The organism is Anaerovorax sp. IOR16, assembly GCF_017168145.1.
Classification (GTDB): Bacteria; Bacillota; Clostridia; order Peptostreptococcales; family Anaerovoracaceae; genus IOR16.
The window spans coordinates 286,259-302,220 of the sequence record NZ_JADQTL010000009.1; the positions used below are offsets into that span (position 1 = coordinate 286,259).

Below are 15,962 nucleotides of genomic sequence, written 5' to 3' on the forward strand. Positions count from 1 at the left end.
ATGAAGAAAGTGCAGAAGTTATTGCTTTCGTTTTGTCTTTACAAACTCAACAAAATCAATAACCTGATTTAATTCATCATCAGACAGGCCTCGCGTAGCAACAGCAATTTTCTTTTGCTCGCTGGTCAAAGACTGCTCTTTTGGAGCAGTCTTTTCCTTTCCCAAAAGATAATCAACCGATACTCCGAATATATTGGAAATCATTTTAAGTGTTTCTATGTTAGGCTCAACTGTTCCGGCTTCATATTTAGATATATTAGCCTTAGATAAATTTAGCATTTCAGCTAATTGTAACTGAGTAAGACACTTCTGGGTTCTTAAATTCTTTAATATCTGTCCGAATGCCATTAAATCACCACCTTATATAACAATTATATAGTTTCAAAAATTGAAAGTAAACGTAAGTTTCAAGAAATGAAAATTATTTTTAAAAAAAGTATTGACAGTTTCAAAATTAGAAACTATAATGGATACATAGGGTTTCCAAAAGTGAAACAAGAAGGAGGTTATAACGTGAGCAGACTTCGTGAACTACGAGAGCAGTTAGGCTTGAAACAAGATGAATTGGCTCTTGTAATTGGAACTTCATTGCCTAATTACAGCAAAAAAGAAAACGGAGAAATACGGGTTTCACTTATTGAAGCCAAGCAAATCGCTGATTTTTTCAATATGCCCATAGAGGATATTTTTTTTGCAGTTGAAGTTTCAAAAAGCGATACTTTATAATTCTATATCATAATTATAAACAAATAGGCAGGTGAAATAAATGGGAAGCAACCCAACGAAAGCGGCAAACAACATCTACTGCAAGTGTAGATACGAAGCTGCAAAATACAACGACAGGCTATATAGCAGAGAAGGTGCTTCCGAACTCTTAGGAATTTCGGTTTCCACTTTGTCTGATTATGAATTAGGCAACACCAAAGTTGTCCCAGTGGACAAGGTGGTCCTAATGGCAGATTTATATAATTCCCCTGAACTTCTCAACAACTACTGCACCACCGAATGCCCTATCGGATGCCGAAGTATTAGGAAGTTAGAGGTTGCCGAATTGGACAGGCTAACCTTAAAAGTGCTGTCTGCATTTCAAAAGGTAGGCTATATCAAAGAGACCTTAATTGATATAGCTGCAGATGGTGTTATTACAACAAGCGAAAAACCACAATTTGAAGATGTGATTTCTGCTTTGGAAAACATATCTCAATATGCACAGGAACTTAAATTGTGGGCAGAAAAGAATATGGCAAAGGAGGAATAGGTATGCAATTCTATGGAGCTCCTGATCTTGTAACAATACTTGGGGTTTCTCGTTCCAAAGCTTATGAGATTATAAGAGATTTAATATCAGACCTTGAACAAATGGGGAAATTAAGCCCAAAGGCAGGAAAAATACAAAAAACATACTTTTGTGAAAGGTTTATGCTAAATCCTGATGATTGCGATAAATTGTTACAAAACTCAAATCAGGAAAAGGAGGCTATTTGATGTGCAATAACTGTACCAAAGATAACTGCTGCGAATGTTCTATGGTTTATGGAACAGCCGAAGACGCTATTGTTCTTAGCAAAGAAACTATCAGGCGATGTAACGATGTGAGCCAATTTAACGCAGGCGATGTAATCGACCAAGAAGCTCAGACGACTTATAAAAGGTTTTTCGATACTTTCCCTAAAGTATCCAGTTATACGATTGAACAACAACAATTCCTTGACGAAAGAGCCATTCAATGGAAAGACCTTATCGAGAAAGCATATTCAGACCAACTGCATAGACGGGCAAATTATGTACCTGTGAATGTAGCCGGTGCTTCAAACTACAACTCTAAACGAATGAATAAAATTGCAGACAGTGCACTGAACAAGGCAAGTGAATGGTCCGACAAGATAAACCACTTCATTGAGAATACAAGTAAAATGCTCAATGACCTGACACCTATAGAAATTATTTTAGAAAAAATCCGTACAGGCAACATCAAGGATTTGGTTGTTCAGTCAGACGATCCTTATGCTATTGAGAAGTTGGAAGCTAAATTGGAATTTCACACAACCAAACATGAAAAAATGAAATCTATAAATGCTTACTATCGAAAGCATAAAACAATGGTTGGTTACGATGGTATTTCTGAGGAAAAAGCAAAACTATTTGATAAAAAAATTAAAGAAGCATTTAACTTTGATAGAAAACCATATCCTTCATATCATTTGTCAAATAACAACGGAATAATTAAAGCCACTCAAAAACGCTTGGAGCAACTTCACTACCATAAGGAAAAGAGTAGTTTTGAAGAATATGAGTTTACCGGAGGTTCTGTTGTTCCTAACTACGAATTGGAAAGATTACAGATTTTCTTTGATGAAAAACCCAATGATGAAACTCGCAACAATTTGAAATCTAATGGCTTCAAGTGGGCACCCTCACAATCTGCTTGGCAAAGACTCCTTAACTCAAGAGCAGAAACTGCTGCAAGAATAGCATTAAAGCAATCAGGATTATTGGAGGAATGGCGATGAAACGATTCTATAAATTGTTACTAACTGAAGCCGTCTTGGTAGTTGCTGCCATATTTTTTGCAGTCGGAATTTTTACACCTTGTGCCGAAGCAAGAGAAATGGGAAAGGTTAATAATCAAGCTGTTTTGTCGGTGGTTTCGTTGGAGTACACAATTCAAGCAAAGTATAATGCACCAAACAAAGAGCCTGTCCCTACTCCTTGTTACGATGTTCCTATATCTCAAGATACTCAAAATTATGTTTCCAAATTATGTAGGAACTATTCAGTGCCGGAAACACTGATTTACGCAATTATGTCAAAAGAAAGCAACTTTACACCTGACATAATCAGCTATACCGATGATTATGGAATTATGCAGATTAACGAAATGAACCACCCATGGCTTAGCGATGAGTTAGGAATTACTGATTTCTTAGACGAAAGACAAAACATTTTAGCAGGAGTTTATATATTGAGCGAGCTTTATAAGCAATTTGATACTACAGAGCAAGTTCTACTCGCTTATAACTGTGGACCCACTGGTGCAAGGAATCTAATTAAACAAGGAATTACACAAACCGAATATACGCAATCCGTATTGAAAGAGATGGATTACATAAGGAGGATTGAAAATGAATGACAGCAAAATGTGTCAAATGCAACTTGCTTTGGAAAATAAGCATTTACAACAAAATACCCAAAACGGGATATATATGTCCCCATTGTACTTTCAAAGAACGACAATTGAAAAGCATACAAAGAAAATGCAAAAAATCGTAAAAATTACTTTTAATGCCGTGGTATCATTAGCAGTTTCAAATATAGTTGCTCTCGTCTTAAAACCTATTGCTTATGCAGAAAGAGGATATCACGCATACGGAGGAGAAACATTTTTAGCAGTAATGCTTGTTGTGCTATTGTTCTGGCTGCTCTCCTCTGATCCAAAGAAAAGGAGGTATAGAAAATGAGTGAGGTTAGATGTGGAAGATGCAACAGGGTGTTGAAAGATATTTCTTGTATTGAAACAGGATATGGCAGAAGTTGTTATAGAAAATTGTTTGGTAAATCCATATCTAAAAAAGGAAAACAACCGAAGATTGGTAAACATCAGCCACTGAAACCGATTAAACACAAAAATGAAGAAACCCCGCCCTTATTTATGGACGAGGAAAATTTTAAGGATATGGAGGACAAGCCTGATGAATAGCTTGAAATGCTTGGTTGCGGAATATACTCAATATATTTTCACAAATGAAGAATACATAAATGCAATTAAGCCAGCGAGAAATAAATTAGAACGTATCATTGACCGCTATGGTGATGAGAATGGCGAGAGAAGAAAACCATTTTATTTTGCTCAGCTCATATCGGAACAAATCACATCGGAGCGTATGACTAATTATTGCATCGTTAAAAGTATGCTGAATATGGAAAAAGAGTGCGTTGCCAAAGCAAACGCACCCTCTATATAACAACCATATTGTAGCATATCAAAATAAAAAAATCAATATGGAGGATTTATTATGAACAACCAAAATCAAAGCAATTCCCTCGCTGTAATCAGCGAAAAATATAAGAACTGCAATCTGTTGTTACCGGCTTCTACCGAAATACAGCTCAATCCGTTTTATAAGTATACCGTAATGGAAGTACAGGCTGACATAAAGGAAAACTCGGGAGATGTTTTCAAAGTAGGAAGCACTAAACAAGGCAATAGCTATGTGGATTTATTTTCTCCTGCAAAACCACTTTTGATGAAGTTGGCTTCTGCAGCCGGCATACAGTTTGATCCAAACAACACCTATGGAGAATATCTTACAAAGAACTGCTACAAAGCAAAAGCTTATGGTGCAATGCGTATGCCTGACGGCACCGGTAAAACTCATTGTGATGAAAAGGTAATCAACCTTGATGACGAAGAAGATCGTTTTCGTTTGGAATTTATGGACAAGAGCTTGCAAGGTATCAACGACGAAAAGCAGGCTCAGGAAGCTGCCAAGTTATTTAAGGGCAAATGGATAGATTCGCAGAACAAATGGGGTAAGCCTTGTAAAGCCTATGTGATTGACGATGTTGACCGTCAAAAATACATTGACAGAGGTGTATTAGTAAATATGACCTTACTCCGCAAGACTTTTGCAGAAAAAGCTATGACTGGTGCTATTCTCCGTGTTGTGCGTGCCTTAATCGGAATGAAAGGTCAATATACTCTTGATGAATTGAAAAAGCCTTTTGCCATTCCTCGTGTTACTTTTAGTCCTGACTACAGCGACCCAGCTGTAAGAGCTGCGATGATGGAACAAGGTATGAGTTCTGTTTCCAATATGTTTGGCAGTAGCCACCCTATGCCTGCGTTAACCGCACCAAATGATGGGATAACAGGTACGATTGATACGTTCAACCCCGAAGAATTTGAAGATAATGCGGCTTTTGCTTCTGATTATCAAGAAAATCCTGCTGAGGATTTTGCCACTTCAGAACACGAAGAACCACAAGGGCAAAGTTATCAACAATCCCCTAACACACCTGTTAATAACAAAAATAACGAGGCTTTAGATATGTCTCATTGTGTAATGTGCGGAACTAATATTTCCGAAAAAGTCGCAAAGTTCTCTATGGACAAATTTAAACAACCCCTTTGTATGAATTGTCAGAAGGAGGCTTTGTAATATGGCTGAAATCAAGAAAATTACTGTTGAAAATACAGACGGAACAATCGAAGTTATTTCAAAAGGTCTTGTTGCTAATTACAGTGATGGAGAAGATAACACAGTTACTTTCAATATGGTAGGCATTGGAGGAAAAGACCTTTACGCAATCGTAATGTCAATGGTTTCTTTAGGAGAGCAAATGGGTTTTTTCGGAGATAAGGAGGTTTCACGATGAAAATATTGCATACAGCCGATTGGCACATAGGAAACTTCCCCGGACCGGAAAAGGACGGAGTAAATCTCCGTTCTGTTGACACAGGGAACTGCATTAACCATTTGCAAATGGTTGTAATGGTTGAAAAACCTGATTTTATTGTAATTTCGGGAGACCTATTCCATCAAGCGAGAGTTTGGGCAGACAGAGGACTGAATGAAGTCAAAACTGCAATCAGAGCATTGGAAGTTATCTCCGATTATGCTCCTGTTATCGTTCTCAGGGGAACACCAAACCATGATGGATCAGAGCAATTTGCAATGCTTCAAGAACATTTTAATGGTAATGATGCTGTTCGCATTATTACAGAACCTACGGTGCTTCAATTCAAAGGATACGAAACGGACCAACAATGGGCAAATGTAGCCTGCTTACCAGGTTTCGATAGGGGTGTTTATAGAGCAAAGTTCCCCGGTTTATCAAAAGAAGAAGAAAATCAAGTGTTTACTGAAGAACTTGGGAAAATCACACTTGGCTTAAAAGCGGAATGTAAACCTGAATTGCCTTCAATTTTTATTTCACATTATACTATCCCTGGTTGCAATACGGAAAGCGGACAAACTCAATTTCTTGCTCAATTTGAGCCTGTCATTCTTCCTGAAGCTCTCGATGCCGCCAATTTTGACCTTGTAGCTTTTGGGCATATACACAGACCCCAACAGCTTAAAAGTTGCAAAAACACTTTTTATTCAGGGGCAATTAATGCAATGAACTTTAATGATGAAGGTCAGGATAGAGGCTTTTATATCCATAATTTTGACGGAAACACCCTCATCAAGAGTGATTTTTACAAAACACCAATCAGAGAATTTTTAACATTGCGACTTGATGATGAAAAGATTTCTCGTTGGAATGCTGACGGAGACGATTTGTTTATCACCGACAATGTAAAAGACAAAATCGTTAGAGTTATTTATAGCTGCACCGAAGCAAATGCCAAGGCCTTAAACAAATCCTTACTGGAACAGCGACTATACGAAAACGGAGCATTTTGGGTTTCTGAGATTACTCCTGAAAAAATCAGCATTTCTGTAAACCGAAATACTCTTGATGATAAAACAGACCCCGTTGCAAATCTTACGGAATATCTTAGAGATAAGACATACACAGATGAACAGATTGCAAAAGCTATTGAAATAGGTACACCTATTATCGATGAAGTATTGGCAAACACAAAGATTTCTCGCCTAACAGGTATTTTTGAGCCTGTGGAAATCTCAGTTAGAAATTACAGAAACTACGAAGAGGAAATCTTTAATTTTAATGATATTACTTTTTGTACAATCAATGGAAAGAATGGTGCCGGCAAATCTTCTCTCTTTATGGATGCAATCCTTGACTGTTTGTATGAAGAGCCGAGAGAGGGAGAACTGACAGGTTGGATTAGAGCTGATGAAAAGGCACGTAGTGGCTCTATTGCTTTTACATTTAAAATTGGAGAAAAGACTTTCAGAGTAACACGCACAAGAGCAAAGTCAGGAAAAGCCACCCTTAACCTATCCGAATGGGTTAACGATGAATGGGTAAATCGTTCAGCTGAAAGAATTAAAGATACCCAAGAAGAGATTATTAATATTCTTGGAATGGATAGCCTTACTTTTCGTTCTTGTGCCTTGATTATGCAGGATCAATACGGATTATTCCTACAAGCTGATAAAGAAAGTAGAGTTAGCATTTTGAGCAATATCCTTGGACTTGGAATGTATAGTGATATGCAGGAATTAGCAAAGACAGCATTGGCTGAAACAAACAGAGAAATCGCATTTAATAATGCTGAAATTACTAAGCTTGGAGAGAAAATCACAGGTGCGGATGATATTGAGTTACAAATATGCGAAAGCAATATGGAACTCAAAGCTAATCAAAGCAAGTACAATGAATTGTCTTCTGAGAAGGGCAAGCAAACTCTGTCCCTTTCTATGCTCCAAAAGGCACACGAGAGGGCTATCCAAATCAAAGTCGATGTAAACACCCTTGAAGCTAAAAAGACTTCCACAGTGTCACAGAGAAGTATACAGGCTAACATTGTAGAAGAAGCGAATAAATTACTTTCTTTGGAAGATGAGATTTTGCAAGGAGTGGAAAAGCATAAGGAACTGCTTGAACAAGAAAAACATTTTATTGCTGGAAAGAACTCATATGACAGCAAAATTTCTGAACTTGCAAATGTTTCAAGTAGTATCAATGCTACCGTTTCTAAAATTACATCATTAGAAATGCAAAGTGATTCTATCTACTCCAAGATTTCTGAGATGGAAGAAAAGCTAAAGAGAGAAAATGAATTAAAACAGGCTTTTGATAGTTGGAGCTTAAAGAAATCAGAACTTGAAACCGCAAATCAAACCTACGAACTATATAAAACACTTGCTAACGATGAAATGAATATAGAGAGAGAACTCATTACTCAAAAATCGTTTTATAGCCAACATTACAACGAAAAGGCAATCCAAGTCAAGCAGCTAAAATCAAAAATGGAACTTCTCCATAACGCACAGTGTATTGATATTGAAAAAGCCACCTGCAGATTCCTTGCAGATGCCATCGAAGCTAAAAAACAGTATGAACCTTTGATGGAGGAATGCAAGATTTGGAAAACTGCTGAACTTGCAAAGTTAAGCAAACTGGAAGAAAAGCACAATTTAGCAAAGAAAAAAATTATTGATCTTAATTTCGACACTTATTTACCTCGAAAGCTGCAGGTTGAGATATCAACACTTGAAGCAAAGGCTATGGTGTATCAAGGCCTACAAGCGGTTAAAAACCAATTGGATACTACTAGAGAAATGCTCAACACCATTACTTCTGAAATTACGTCTCAAAAAGCTGAGTTGGAAGAAATGCGTAATAAGGAACATTCTCTGAAAACAGAAGTAACTGTCTTATCACAAGCTGCAGCTGCTTTTAGCGAAACACAAAAGAAGATTACCGAAACATTGGTTTGGCTTGAAAAAGAAAAGCAACTCCCTGTGGCTAAAGAGAGAAAAGTAACTGCGGAGCAACGCATTAGTGAATTGTCTACTGCATTGGCCGAGCTTGATGTGGAAATTTCGATTAAGAATTCCGAGTATCAAAAGGAAATGGAAAGTGCCTTAGGCAAAGAAGAAGTAGAGCAAAAGCTATCTCAACTAAGCTCTTTGCTAACGAGTTGTCAAGTTGAATGTGAAGAACTACAACGCAAAATAGGCTCGCTTACAAATCAGTTGGATAGTATTCACAAAGATAAAAAGCAAATGCAAGAGATTGCCCAGAAGGTGAAAAAACTATCTGAAAAGTCTGAGACACTTGATGTTCTAAAACAAGCATTCTCTTCCGATGGTGTTCCCCACAACATCATCAGAGCAATGTTGCCTATGATTACTGCAACAGCAAATAACATCTTGGGACAAATGACAGGTGGAAAAATGGGAATGGAATTTAGGACGGAAAAAGTCTTGAAATCAAATAACAAGAAGGAAGTTGTTACTCTTGATATTTTCATTGAAGAATACGGAAAGCCGTCATTGCCTTATTCCTCAAAGTCAGGTGGCGAAAAGGTTAAGTCTTCATTGTCAGCTATCCTCGCATTGGCCGAAACCAAGTCTACATCGGCAGGAATTAGATTAGGCATGTTATTCATTGATGAACCACCGTTCCTTGATGGAGATGGAATACAGGCATATTGCGATGCCTTAGAAACGATTAGGCAAAGATATTCAGACATTAAAATTATGGCAATAACACACGATCCAACAATGAAAGCTCGCTTTCCTCAAAACCTTGATGTGGTCAAGACAGATAATGGGAGCAAGGTAATCTTTGAATAATGCAAACAGGGGTGGCACCTCCACCCCTGTAATCTAAGGGAGGTGAGCGTGTGCCAAATAGGATAATCAAAGAGAGTATTTGCACGAGCGATAGCATTGAAAAATTATCGTGGTTTGAAGAAGCATTTTTTTACAGACTTATGGTAAATTGTGATGATTACGGACGAACAGATGCAAGACTGGCTATATTAAAATCCCGACTATTTCCACTGAAAAGTGTAACGGAAAAGCAGGTTGGTGAATGTCTAAATAAGTTGGCGACTGTTGGTATGATTTTTCTCTATGAGTATGATGAAAAACCGTATCTTCAATTGTTATCTTGGGAAAAGCACCAAAATGTTAGAACGAAAAAGAGCAAGTATCCACCCATGGATATTAAAACAGTCGATGATTTATTAAAAAGATACGAGCATCTGCATACAGATGAAAACACTTGTGGCACTAATCCAATCCAATCCGAATCCGAATCTAAATCCGAAGTATTGCCCGAAGCAGAACCTGCTTCAAGCAGTCCTGCCGCTATAAGTTTGATGTTGAATGATAAAAGCTTATATCCAATAACTCAGGAGCAAGTTAACAAATGGTCTAAATTATATCCAGCTGTTGATGTAATGCAAGAGCTGCGAAAAATGGTAGGTTGGCTCGAAGCAAATCCTAAAAGACGAAAAACAAGCAGTGGAATATTGAGATTTATAACGAATTGGCTTGCAGGAGAGCAGGACAAGGGTAACAAAGGAATGTTTACTCCAGTAAAAAACAAGCAAGTTGTTGATGGATCAAAATATGAAACAGACAGTAGCTTCATTAGGGGGTGATGAAATGGAGGCTATCGGTAACATAATCAATAACATTGCCGTAACACACGAAAACAATGGCGATTATCGTGACGAAGAGGGGTTTCTTGTTTGTGGAAAGTGCCATACTCGCAAGGAATCCGATATCGAAGTAAGTAAAGATTGGAAAGCTAACGGAATTTGGAGGGTTGCCACTCCCTGCGAATGCAGAAAAAAGGAAATTGAAGCAAAAGAAAAGGCAGAAGAAAGACGGAAATTCCTACAAGAGTTTGAGAGGATTCAGAAAAACGGAATAACCGATCCTCAGTATTTACAGTTTAAGTTTGAAAATGATGATATGCAAAATGCAAAAGTATCAAAGGTCTGCCGAAATTATGTAGATGAGTGGGAAACAATGAAAGCTGAAAATATGGGAATATTGTTTTCCGGCACGGTAGGTACTGGCAAATCATTTTATGCTTGCTGCATTGCAAATGCTTTAATCGAAAATTTAGTGCCGGTATGTGTAACGAATTTTCCACGCATCTTAAACAAACTTCAAGGATTGGGCCAAGATAAGCAAGCATTTATAGATAAATTGCAACGGTACTCATTGCTTGTGATTGATGATTTAGGAGTTGAAAGAGATACATCTTATAGTTCGGAACAAATTTTTAATGTAATAGATACTCGTACAAGGTCAAATAAACCAACGATTATAACAACAAATCTAACCATTCAAGAGATGGAAAAAACAACCGATATGCAATATCGCCGTATTTATGACAGGGTTCTTGAGATGTGCCCTATTCGATTGGTTATGACCGGACAATCTCGTAGAAATCAAAATGCGGCCGAGAAAAGAGAAAAAGCTTTATCTCTATTGCAGGGCAATAGTGATGAGTAGAGGAAGAATTACAACGGAAAACCCCGAGTTTATAAAACTATTTCGTACCCTTTGTGGTGGCAAATACCAAACTTGGCAGGTATGGAGCGATTTTATTTATATGACTGCAGCTGCCATATCAAACAGAGTTGATAACACTCATTTTGATGAACGAGAAGAACAATACTTAAACATCATAAGCAAGTACACAAAGACGGAGGCAGAAATATTTCCTAAAATGTATGCTGAACTCGTAAAGGCTATGGAAATTTCAACGGAGCAGGATTTCCTCGGCAATTTATATATGCAGTTGGAGTTGGGAAACCATTGGAAAGGACAATTTTTTACACCTTACTCTATTTGCAAATGTATGTCAGGAATAAATACTAAAAACCTTGTAGAGCGAATAGAAACCGATGGATATATAACCGTAAACGATCCCTCTTGTGGTGCCGGCGCAACATTAATTGCCTTTGCCAATTCGGTAAATAATGAGCTTTATCATAAAAAAAGTAATCTAAATTGGCAAAATCATATTTTATTTACTGCACAAGATATCGATACCGTAACAGGACTTATGTGTTATATTCAACTATCTTTAATGGGTTGTGCAGGATATGTAAAAATAGCAGATAGTTTGCTATATCCAATGGTTTCAAATGATGACCTTACATACTATTGGTTTACTCCAATGTACTTTAGCAGAGTATGGCAATATAGAAGAATTTTTCACGGTTTAGACAATTTGATGTTTTCATCCAAAAAGTCAAAGCCAAAAGATATTAAAACAAAAAAAGAGCCTTCCCCTCCTGAGTATAATGTAAAACTGACAGAGGTAAAGGCCGGACAGTTAGCCTTGTTTTGAAAGGAGAATAAACAATGAGTGAAATTACAAAGTTGGCAAAGGCCAAAATCGAATCAGAATTAAAAAGTTTTAAAGGTGGTCAAAAAGCAAAGGCTGTATCAAGTTATGTAGCAACTACCCTGAAAAATTTCTGTGGAAATGAGATCTTTGCTAAGGCTGTTATCGAACAGAAAAAGACATTGAGTGATTGCTGTGAGCAAATTATGAAGAGTGTAGGTAATTCAATTTCTGACATTCAGGTATATCGCAAAGCCACAGCCTTCTACTTCCCTACTGCAAAGATTGATTTCAAAATGGAAATTGTGATTAATGGAGAATTTGCAGAAAGTGACGAAGTGTTACACGGTGCAGAGGATATCAGATTACCAGAACAAAGAAAAACAAAAAGAGAGAAAAAAGACAAATCCGCAGAAACAATTCAACTTACTCTTTTTTAACGGAGGAAGTAGTTATGGATAAAAGATTTTTAGCGAAAATTCCAATCATTGAAGCATCTTTATCCACAACAGAGCTTGCTTGTAAATGCACAGGAGACAAGGTTGTGGAAGCAAAACTATATGGAGAAAAAAACGAACTCCTACTCTTATATCTCTTTAGCAAATCGCAGTTGCTTAAAGGAAATACAAAAGCAGAAGTCCGAATGTTTATTGATAAAACCGATTATATCACTCAAGATTTGAAAAGTCAAAAAATTAAATGGTATACAGGAACGCTCTCCTCGTTTCTAAATTACTATTGGAAAGGATATTCATCAACTGCAACAACAGAGACAAAAGAAATTATTGCTAATTACTTCAATTCAGAGTTTAACGAAAACGATCCGTACAGACCAATTTTTGATTTTCAAAACAAAGTGCTTGCAGAAAGATTAGCGATAAAACACCTGAAAATTACTAAACCGATAGACGAACTGATGGAGACTGTACCTGCCATACCATCAAACTTTATGGAGTGGGCAGAAAATGAGGCACTTTTAAAAAGTAGATATATTTACTATCAGTATTCGCCTAAAGTGAGAGTTAAGGGCTTCTGCACTCATTGTAAATGCGATGTAGAACTATACAAGCCTAAACATAATGCACAGATCGAGTGCCCCAACTGTAAAAGCAGAGTAATGCTTAAATCAATGGGAAAATCAAAACATGTTTCAGACGACAAATATGTTTGCCTACTGCAAAAAATTGATACAGGTTTTATTGCGAGATATTTTCATATTCGCAAGGATTATCAATCGCATTACAGAGAACCTAAGTTCTATTGTAGTGAAGAAAACAGAGATTTCTTCGACTTTGAACTACAAATAAAGTGTTATGAATGGGGTTTATTCAAGCAAAAAAGTGTCCGATGGAAAGATGATGAATATGCTTATCGTGGAAATGTTGTGGTGTACCCATACAACATCAATGAAATAGAGCAAATCATTCCTTATGCGGGATTATCACTGTTGACAAAACACGAACCTGATTTTGCTTTCGGGTTTAATGCGTTGATGGATGATTACAGAGCAGGAATATTCAATGGTGAAAGGCTTGCAAAAGTAGGATTGTTCAGATTAGCTCAAGATTATTTGCAGAGAAGAGGCTATTTCTACAAAAGCCCCGTAAACAAAAATGGAAGAAAGTTAAATAGATTTCTTGGGGTAGAAAATGACGATGCGAAATTATTGATTTCTGCAGATGTAAACCAACAGGAACTTGATCTATTTAAATTCTGTAGAAAAAACGGAAAAAGATTATCAACAGAGCAACTTATAACATTCCGAGACAACCATTTGAATTTAGATATTTTCAAGGAAATTATTGAGATTGTTCCAGTAGGAAAAGCTCTCAAATACCTTTCATCATTCAAGATGGCAGAAAAAGATATAGTATATCGAGATTATCTCAATTCCTGTAAAGAGTTAAAATATGACCTCAGCAATCCATTTGTAGCATTTCCAAAGAATCTGAGGGAAAGACACGACCAAAATGTAGAAACCATTAACGAAATATCACTTACTAAGGAAAGCAAGACGGCTAACAGCAAATATGCGAAAGTGGCTAAGAGAAAAGATACGCTAAATCAATACTATGCTTTTGAAAACAACAAATATTTCATTCGTGCACCTTCAGACGCAGGAGAGATTATTCGTGAAGGACACACACTACGTCATTGTGTAGGTGGAAGGTTATATTTAAGCTCAATGGCAGAAGGACAAACAGTAATCTTATTTTTAAGAAGAAAAGAAGCTCCTGGTACCCCGTACTACACAATTCAAATTGAAGGAAATAGATTGATTCAGTGTCATACTTTTGGAAACAAAGACAGAGATAAATCTAATATCAATGGTTTTCTAAAATTGTGGCAAAAGTATTTAGATAGAAAAGTCAAGACATCTGAAAAGAACCGGAAAGTGGGGTGATTGAATGAGGATATATAGCTTAAAATCAGGCTCACTTAACGAAGCTGATCGTCTTGAAATAGCAAGGCTTTTAATTAAGGCAGGATATACAGTAAGAATTGGGAGAGAAAAACCTTCGGGGAGGAAATCTTCCGCTTATGTTCACTTTGTAGAGTTTGAGGAGGGCGATTTGAATGCAACAGGACAACCCTAAATTAAATGCCAGCGGGTGCAAGGACCTTGTGGCATATGAAGCTATTAAAACTATCACTAAAGAGAATTGCGAAAACGACAAAAAAGCAGCTGAGCTAATCAGGGTGCTAAAAAGATTTATTCGTGGCTGTGGCTATGAACCACTCAACAGAATCGCAATTAAAAATAAGGCTACAGGAAAGGAGTACAGATGATGAATAGATATTATCCACTTATTGATAAACTCATTTATATTAAGGACCATTACTCTATGAGTATGTCTGATGTAGAAGCCATCAACGAGGCTTGTAATGCACTTTCAAGGGAGGGAGAAAAGGATGCACAGAACGAAGATTGATTGGGCAGATTATGTTTGGAACCCTATTACCGGTTGCTTGCATAGCTGCGAATATTGTTATGCGAGAAAACAAACTGTACGTTTCTCAGGTGATGTAAGATTAAACATGACCGATGAAAGGTGTAAGAGATATCAAGATGATGAAAGGCTTTTTGTGTTGGACGAGCCGTTTATCACTCGAAATAATAGGTCTGTATCTTATCCTTTTGGATTTGCACCAACTTTACACAAATACCGGATGAAAGACCTTGCTTCTCGGAAGAACGGAGCGAATATATTTGTTTGCTCGATGTCGGATTTGTTCGGAGATTGGGTACCTGATGAATGGATTGAAATGGTCTTCAAGGCTTGTGCAGAACATCCCAAACACAACTATCTGTTCTTGACAAAAAATCCTAAAAGGTATTTTGACCTTGCCAAAGCAGGAAAACTTCCTACAGGCGAAAATATGTGGTATGGAAGCACAATTACTGATGAGTACAAGCCTTATTTCCACGCAGAAGAATTTAACTGTTTTTTGAGTATTGAACCGATATTTTCTTCTTTTGATGATGGTACACCTCACGAGCATATTAAATGGATTATTGTAGGAGCAGAAACAGGAAACAGAAAAGGAAAAGTTGCACCGGAAAAGTTATGGATTCATAATTTGATGAATTCCTGCAAGCAGAAAAACATTCCTTTGTTTATGAAAGACAGTCTTGAGGGCTTAATGGGCGAAGAATTTTCACAATGTTTCCCCGACAAACTCGGAAATGAAAAACCGCTAAGTGCTTCAAGAGAAAAGCAGCGAATGATAAATTGTTTGGAATGCAAAAAATATGGCAAAAAAGCAGAAATGAACTCGGTTACTTTGAGAAAAGGCAGACGAGGTCAAAACAAAACTATAGGCTATTTCTGCGACAGTTGTTTAGCAAAACTTTCAAAGAAATGGGGTGTTGACGATGAAGAGCATATCGGAGATTAAAGCTAATCCACGCATAAAAATTATGGAAATTGGCTTGGACGGTGGATATGCTATTGTTAATCATCTATCTCCAAAAGCTAAACCAATTATGGCTGTTTTTAGTTGGGGCGATGGTTGGGATCACGTTTCGGTAAGTTATCCGAACAGGTGCTTAACTTGGGACGAGATGTGTTATATCAAGGATTGTTTTTTCGAAGAAGAAGAGTGCGTGGTGCAATTTCATCCCAAAAAATCTGAATATATTAACATTCACCCTTATTGCCTACATTTATGGAAACCTCATAATGGGGATTTCACAACTCCTCCGAAAGGAATGGTGTGAT

Annotated in this window: 22 protein-coding genes; 21 read left to right on the top strand and 1 reads right to left on the bottom strand. The window is 37.1% G+C overall.

The genetic code is table 11. From position 1 onward, the window contains the following. Positions 1–18 precede the first annotated feature (18 nt). The gene (locus I2490_RS04900; protein WP_206458658.1) at positions 19–348 is read right to left on the bottom strand and encodes a helix-turn-helix domain-containing protein; all 330 of its coding nucleotides are present in this window, start codon (positions 346–348) and stop codon (positions 19–21) included. 165 nt (positions 349–513) lie between these two features. Between I2490_RS04900 and I2490_RS16865 the strand changes: the two genes are divergently transcribed. Genes I2490_RS16865 through I2490_RS05005 form a run of 21 tightly spaced genes read left to right on the top strand, consistent with a single transcriptional unit; the run spans position 514 to position 15,961 of the window. Further along, on the top strand, positions 514–726 hold the full coding sequence (locus tag I2490_RS16865) for a helix-turn-helix transcriptional regulator (RefSeq protein WP_330634577.1): 213 nt from the start codon (positions 514–516) through the stop codon (positions 724–726). 40 nt (positions 727–766) lie between these two features. Then, the gene (locus I2490_RS04910) at positions 767–1,258 is read left to right on the top strand and encodes a helix-turn-helix domain-containing protein (protein WP_206458660.1); all 492 of its coding nucleotides are present in this window, start codon (positions 767–769) and stop codon (positions 1,256–1,258) included. Between the two features lie 2 nt (positions 1,259–1,260). After that, positions 1,261–1,485, top strand: a complete 225-nt coding sequence (locus tag I2490_RS04915) for an ICEBs1 excisionase (protein ID WP_206458661.1) — start codon at positions 1,261–1,263, stop codon at positions 1,483–1,485. Continuing rightward, entirely contained in the window at positions 1,485–2,510 is a 1,026-nt protein-coding gene (locus I2490_RS04920; protein WP_206458662.1) for a hypothetical protein, read from the top strand. The genes I2490_RS04915 and I2490_RS04920 overlap by 1 nt, the downstream gene beginning before the upstream one ends. Next, positions 2,507–3,130: a lytic transglycosylase domain-containing protein gene (locus tag I2490_RS04925; protein WP_206458663.1), complete on the top strand. Its 624-nt coding sequence runs from the start codon at positions 2,507–2,509 to the stop codon at positions 3,128–3,130. The genes I2490_RS04920 and I2490_RS04925 overlap by 4 nt, the downstream gene beginning before the upstream one ends. Beyond that, positions 3,123–3,458, top strand: coding sequence for a hypothetical protein (locus I2490_RS04930; RefSeq protein WP_206458664.1), 336 nt, complete (start codon positions 3,123–3,125; stop codon positions 3,456–3,458). Before I2490_RS04925 ends, I2490_RS04930 begins: the two co-directional genes overlap by 8 nt. Next, positions 3,455–3,697: a DUF6011 domain-containing protein gene (locus I2490_RS04935; RefSeq protein ID WP_206458665.1), complete on the top strand. Its 243-nt coding sequence runs from the start codon at positions 3,455–3,457 to the stop codon at positions 3,695–3,697. The genes I2490_RS04930 and I2490_RS04935 overlap by 4 nt, the downstream gene beginning before the upstream one ends. After that, a complete protein-coding gene (locus I2490_RS04940) occupies positions 3,690–3,962 on the top strand; it encodes a hypothetical protein (protein ID WP_206458666.1) in 273 nt (90 codons plus the stop codon). Before I2490_RS04935 ends, I2490_RS04940 begins: the two co-directional genes overlap by 8 nt. 51 nt (positions 3,963–4,013) lie before the next feature. Continuing rightward, positions 4,014–5,159 (top strand): hypothetical protein, encoded by a 1,146-nt coding sequence (locus I2490_RS04945; RefSeq protein WP_206458667.1) that lies wholly within the window; start codon positions 4,014–4,016, stop codon positions 5,157–5,159. 1 nt (position 5,160) lies between these two features. Further along, positions 5,161–5,376, top strand: coding sequence for a hypothetical protein (locus I2490_RS04950; protein WP_206458668.1), 216 nt, complete (start codon positions 5,161–5,163; stop codon positions 5,374–5,376). After that, positions 5,373–9,218: a metallophosphoesterase gene (locus I2490_RS04955; protein WP_206458669.1), complete on the top strand. Its 3,846-nt coding sequence runs from the start codon at positions 5,373–5,375 to the stop codon at positions 9,216–9,218. The genes I2490_RS04950 and I2490_RS04955 overlap by 4 nt, the downstream gene beginning before the upstream one ends. Positions 9,219–9,268: 50 nt before the next feature. Continuing rightward, the gene (locus I2490_RS04960; protein ID WP_206458670.1) at positions 9,269–10,033 is read left to right on the top strand and encodes a hypothetical protein; all 765 of its coding nucleotides are present in this window, start codon (positions 9,269–9,271) and stop codon (positions 10,031–10,033) included. Beyond that, a complete protein-coding gene (locus I2490_RS04965) occupies positions 10,002–10,898 on the top strand; it encodes an ATP-binding protein (protein ID WP_206458671.1) in 897 nt (298 codons plus the stop codon). The genes I2490_RS04960 and I2490_RS04965 overlap by 32 nt, the downstream gene beginning before the upstream one ends. Further along, entirely contained in the window at positions 10,891–11,742 is an 852-nt protein-coding gene (locus I2490_RS04970) for an N-6 DNA methylase (RefSeq protein ID WP_206458672.1), read from the top strand. Before I2490_RS04965 ends, I2490_RS04970 begins: the two co-directional genes overlap by 8 nt. A 14-nt stretch (positions 11,743–11,756) precedes the next feature. Further along, on the top strand, positions 11,757–12,179 hold the full coding sequence (locus I2490_RS04975; protein WP_206458673.1) for a hypothetical protein: 423 nt from the start codon (positions 11,757–11,759) through the stop codon (positions 12,177–12,179). A 14-nt stretch (positions 12,180–12,193) separates the two neighbouring features. Further along, positions 12,194–14,143 (top strand): PcfJ domain-containing protein, encoded by a 1,950-nt coding sequence (locus I2490_RS04980; RefSeq protein ID WP_206458674.1) that lies wholly within the window; start codon positions 12,194–12,196, stop codon positions 14,141–14,143. A gap of 4 nt (positions 14,144–14,147) precedes the next feature. Continuing rightward, positions 14,148–14,336 (top strand): resolvase, encoded by a 189-nt coding sequence (locus tag I2490_RS04985; protein WP_206458675.1) that lies wholly within the window; start codon positions 14,148–14,150, stop codon positions 14,334–14,336. Then, positions 14,317–14,529, top strand: a complete 213-nt coding sequence (locus tag I2490_RS04990) for a hypothetical protein (RefSeq protein WP_206458676.1) — start codon at positions 14,317–14,319, stop codon at positions 14,527–14,529. Before I2490_RS04985 ends, I2490_RS04990 begins: the two co-directional genes overlap by 20 nt. Continuing rightward, the gene (locus I2490_RS04995) at positions 14,526–14,672 is read left to right on the top strand and encodes a hypothetical protein (protein ID WP_206458677.1); all 147 of its coding nucleotides are present in this window, start codon (positions 14,526–14,528) and stop codon (positions 14,670–14,672) included. The genes I2490_RS04990 and I2490_RS04995 overlap by 4 nt, the downstream gene beginning before the upstream one ends. Continuing rightward, positions 14,653–15,639: a DUF5131 family protein gene (locus tag I2490_RS05000; RefSeq protein ID WP_206458678.1), complete on the top strand. Its 987-nt coding sequence runs from the start codon at positions 14,653–14,655 to the stop codon at positions 15,637–15,639. Before I2490_RS04995 ends, I2490_RS05000 begins: the two co-directional genes overlap by 20 nt. Continuing rightward, complete coding sequence (locus I2490_RS05005) at positions 15,617–15,961, top strand: DUF7694 domain-containing protein (protein WP_206458679.1); 345 nt, start codon at positions 15,617–15,619, stop codon at positions 15,959–15,961. Before I2490_RS05000 ends, I2490_RS05005 begins: the two co-directional genes overlap by 23 nt. The last annotated feature ends 1 nt before the right edge of the window (position 15,962 follow it).

Bases quoted from the DNA above. Each gene is read 5' to 3' on its own strand.
- I2490_RS04900 (WP_206458658.1), bottom strand. From the start codon at position 348: ATGGCATTCGGACAGATATTAAAGAATTTAAGAACCCAGAAGTGTCTT.
- I2490_RS04910 (WP_206458660.1), top strand. From the start codon at position 767: ATGGGAAGCAACCCAACGAAAGCGGCAAACAACATCTACTGCAAGTGT.
- I2490_RS04915 (WP_206458661.1), top strand. From the start codon at position 1,261: ATGCAATTCTATGGAGCTCCTGATCTTGTAACAATACTTGGGGTTTCT.
- I2490_RS04920 (WP_206458662.1), top strand. From the start codon at position 1,485: ATGTGCAATAACTGTACCAAAGATAACTGCTGCGAATGTTCTATGGTT.
- I2490_RS04925 (WP_206458663.1), top strand. From the start codon at position 2,507: ATGAAACGATTCTATAAATTGTTACTAACTGAAGCCGTCTTGGTAGTT.
- I2490_RS04930 (WP_206458664.1), top strand. From the start codon at position 3,123: ATGAATGACAGCAAAATGTGTCAAATGCAACTTGCTTTGGAAAATAAG.
- I2490_RS04935 (WP_206458665.1), top strand. From the start codon at position 3,455: ATGAGTGAGGTTAGATGTGGAAGATGCAACAGGGTGTTGAAAGATATT.
- I2490_RS04940 (WP_206458666.1), top strand. From the start codon at position 3,690: ATGAATAGCTTGAAATGCTTGGTTGCGGAATATACTCAATATATTTTC.
- I2490_RS04945 (WP_206458667.1), top strand. From the start codon at position 4,014: ATGAACAACCAAAATCAAAGCAATTCCCTCGCTGTAATCAGCGAAAAA.
- I2490_RS04950 (WP_206458668.1), top strand. From the start codon at position 5,161: ATGGCTGAAATCAAGAAAATTACTGTTGAAAATACAGACGGAACAATC.
- I2490_RS04955 (WP_206458669.1), top strand. From the start codon at position 5,373: ATGAAAATATTGCATACAGCCGATTGGCACATAGGAAACTTCCCCGGA.
- I2490_RS04965 (WP_206458671.1), top strand. From the start codon at position 10,002: ATGAAACAGACAGTAGCTTCATTAGGGGGTGATGAAATGGAGGCTATC.
- I2490_RS04970 (WP_206458672.1), top strand. From the start codon at position 10,891: ATGAGTAGAGGAAGAATTACAACGGAAAACCCCGAGTTTATAAAACTA.
- I2490_RS04975 (WP_206458673.1), top strand. From the start codon at position 11,757: ATGAGTGAAATTACAAAGTTGGCAAAGGCCAAAATCGAATCAGAATTA.
- I2490_RS04980 (WP_206458674.1), top strand. From the start codon at position 12,194: ATGGATAAAAGATTTTTAGCGAAAATTCCAATCATTGAAGCATCTTTA.
- I2490_RS04985 (WP_206458675.1), top strand. From the start codon at position 14,148: ATGAGGATATATAGCTTAAAATCAGGCTCACTTAACGAAGCTGATCGT.
- I2490_RS04990 (WP_206458676.1), top strand. From the start codon at position 14,317: ATGCAACAGGACAACCCTAAATTAAATGCCAGCGGGTGCAAGGACCTT.
- I2490_RS04995 (WP_206458677.1), top strand. From the start codon at position 14,526: ATGATGAATAGATATTATCCACTTATTGATAAACTCATTTATATTAAG.
- I2490_RS05000 (WP_206458678.1), top strand. From the start codon at position 14,653: ATGCACAGAACGAAGATTGATTGGGCAGATTATGTTTGGAACCCTATT.
- I2490_RS05005 (WP_206458679.1), top strand. From the start codon at position 15,617: ATGAAGAGCATATCGGAGATTAAAGCTAATCCACGCATAAAAATTATG.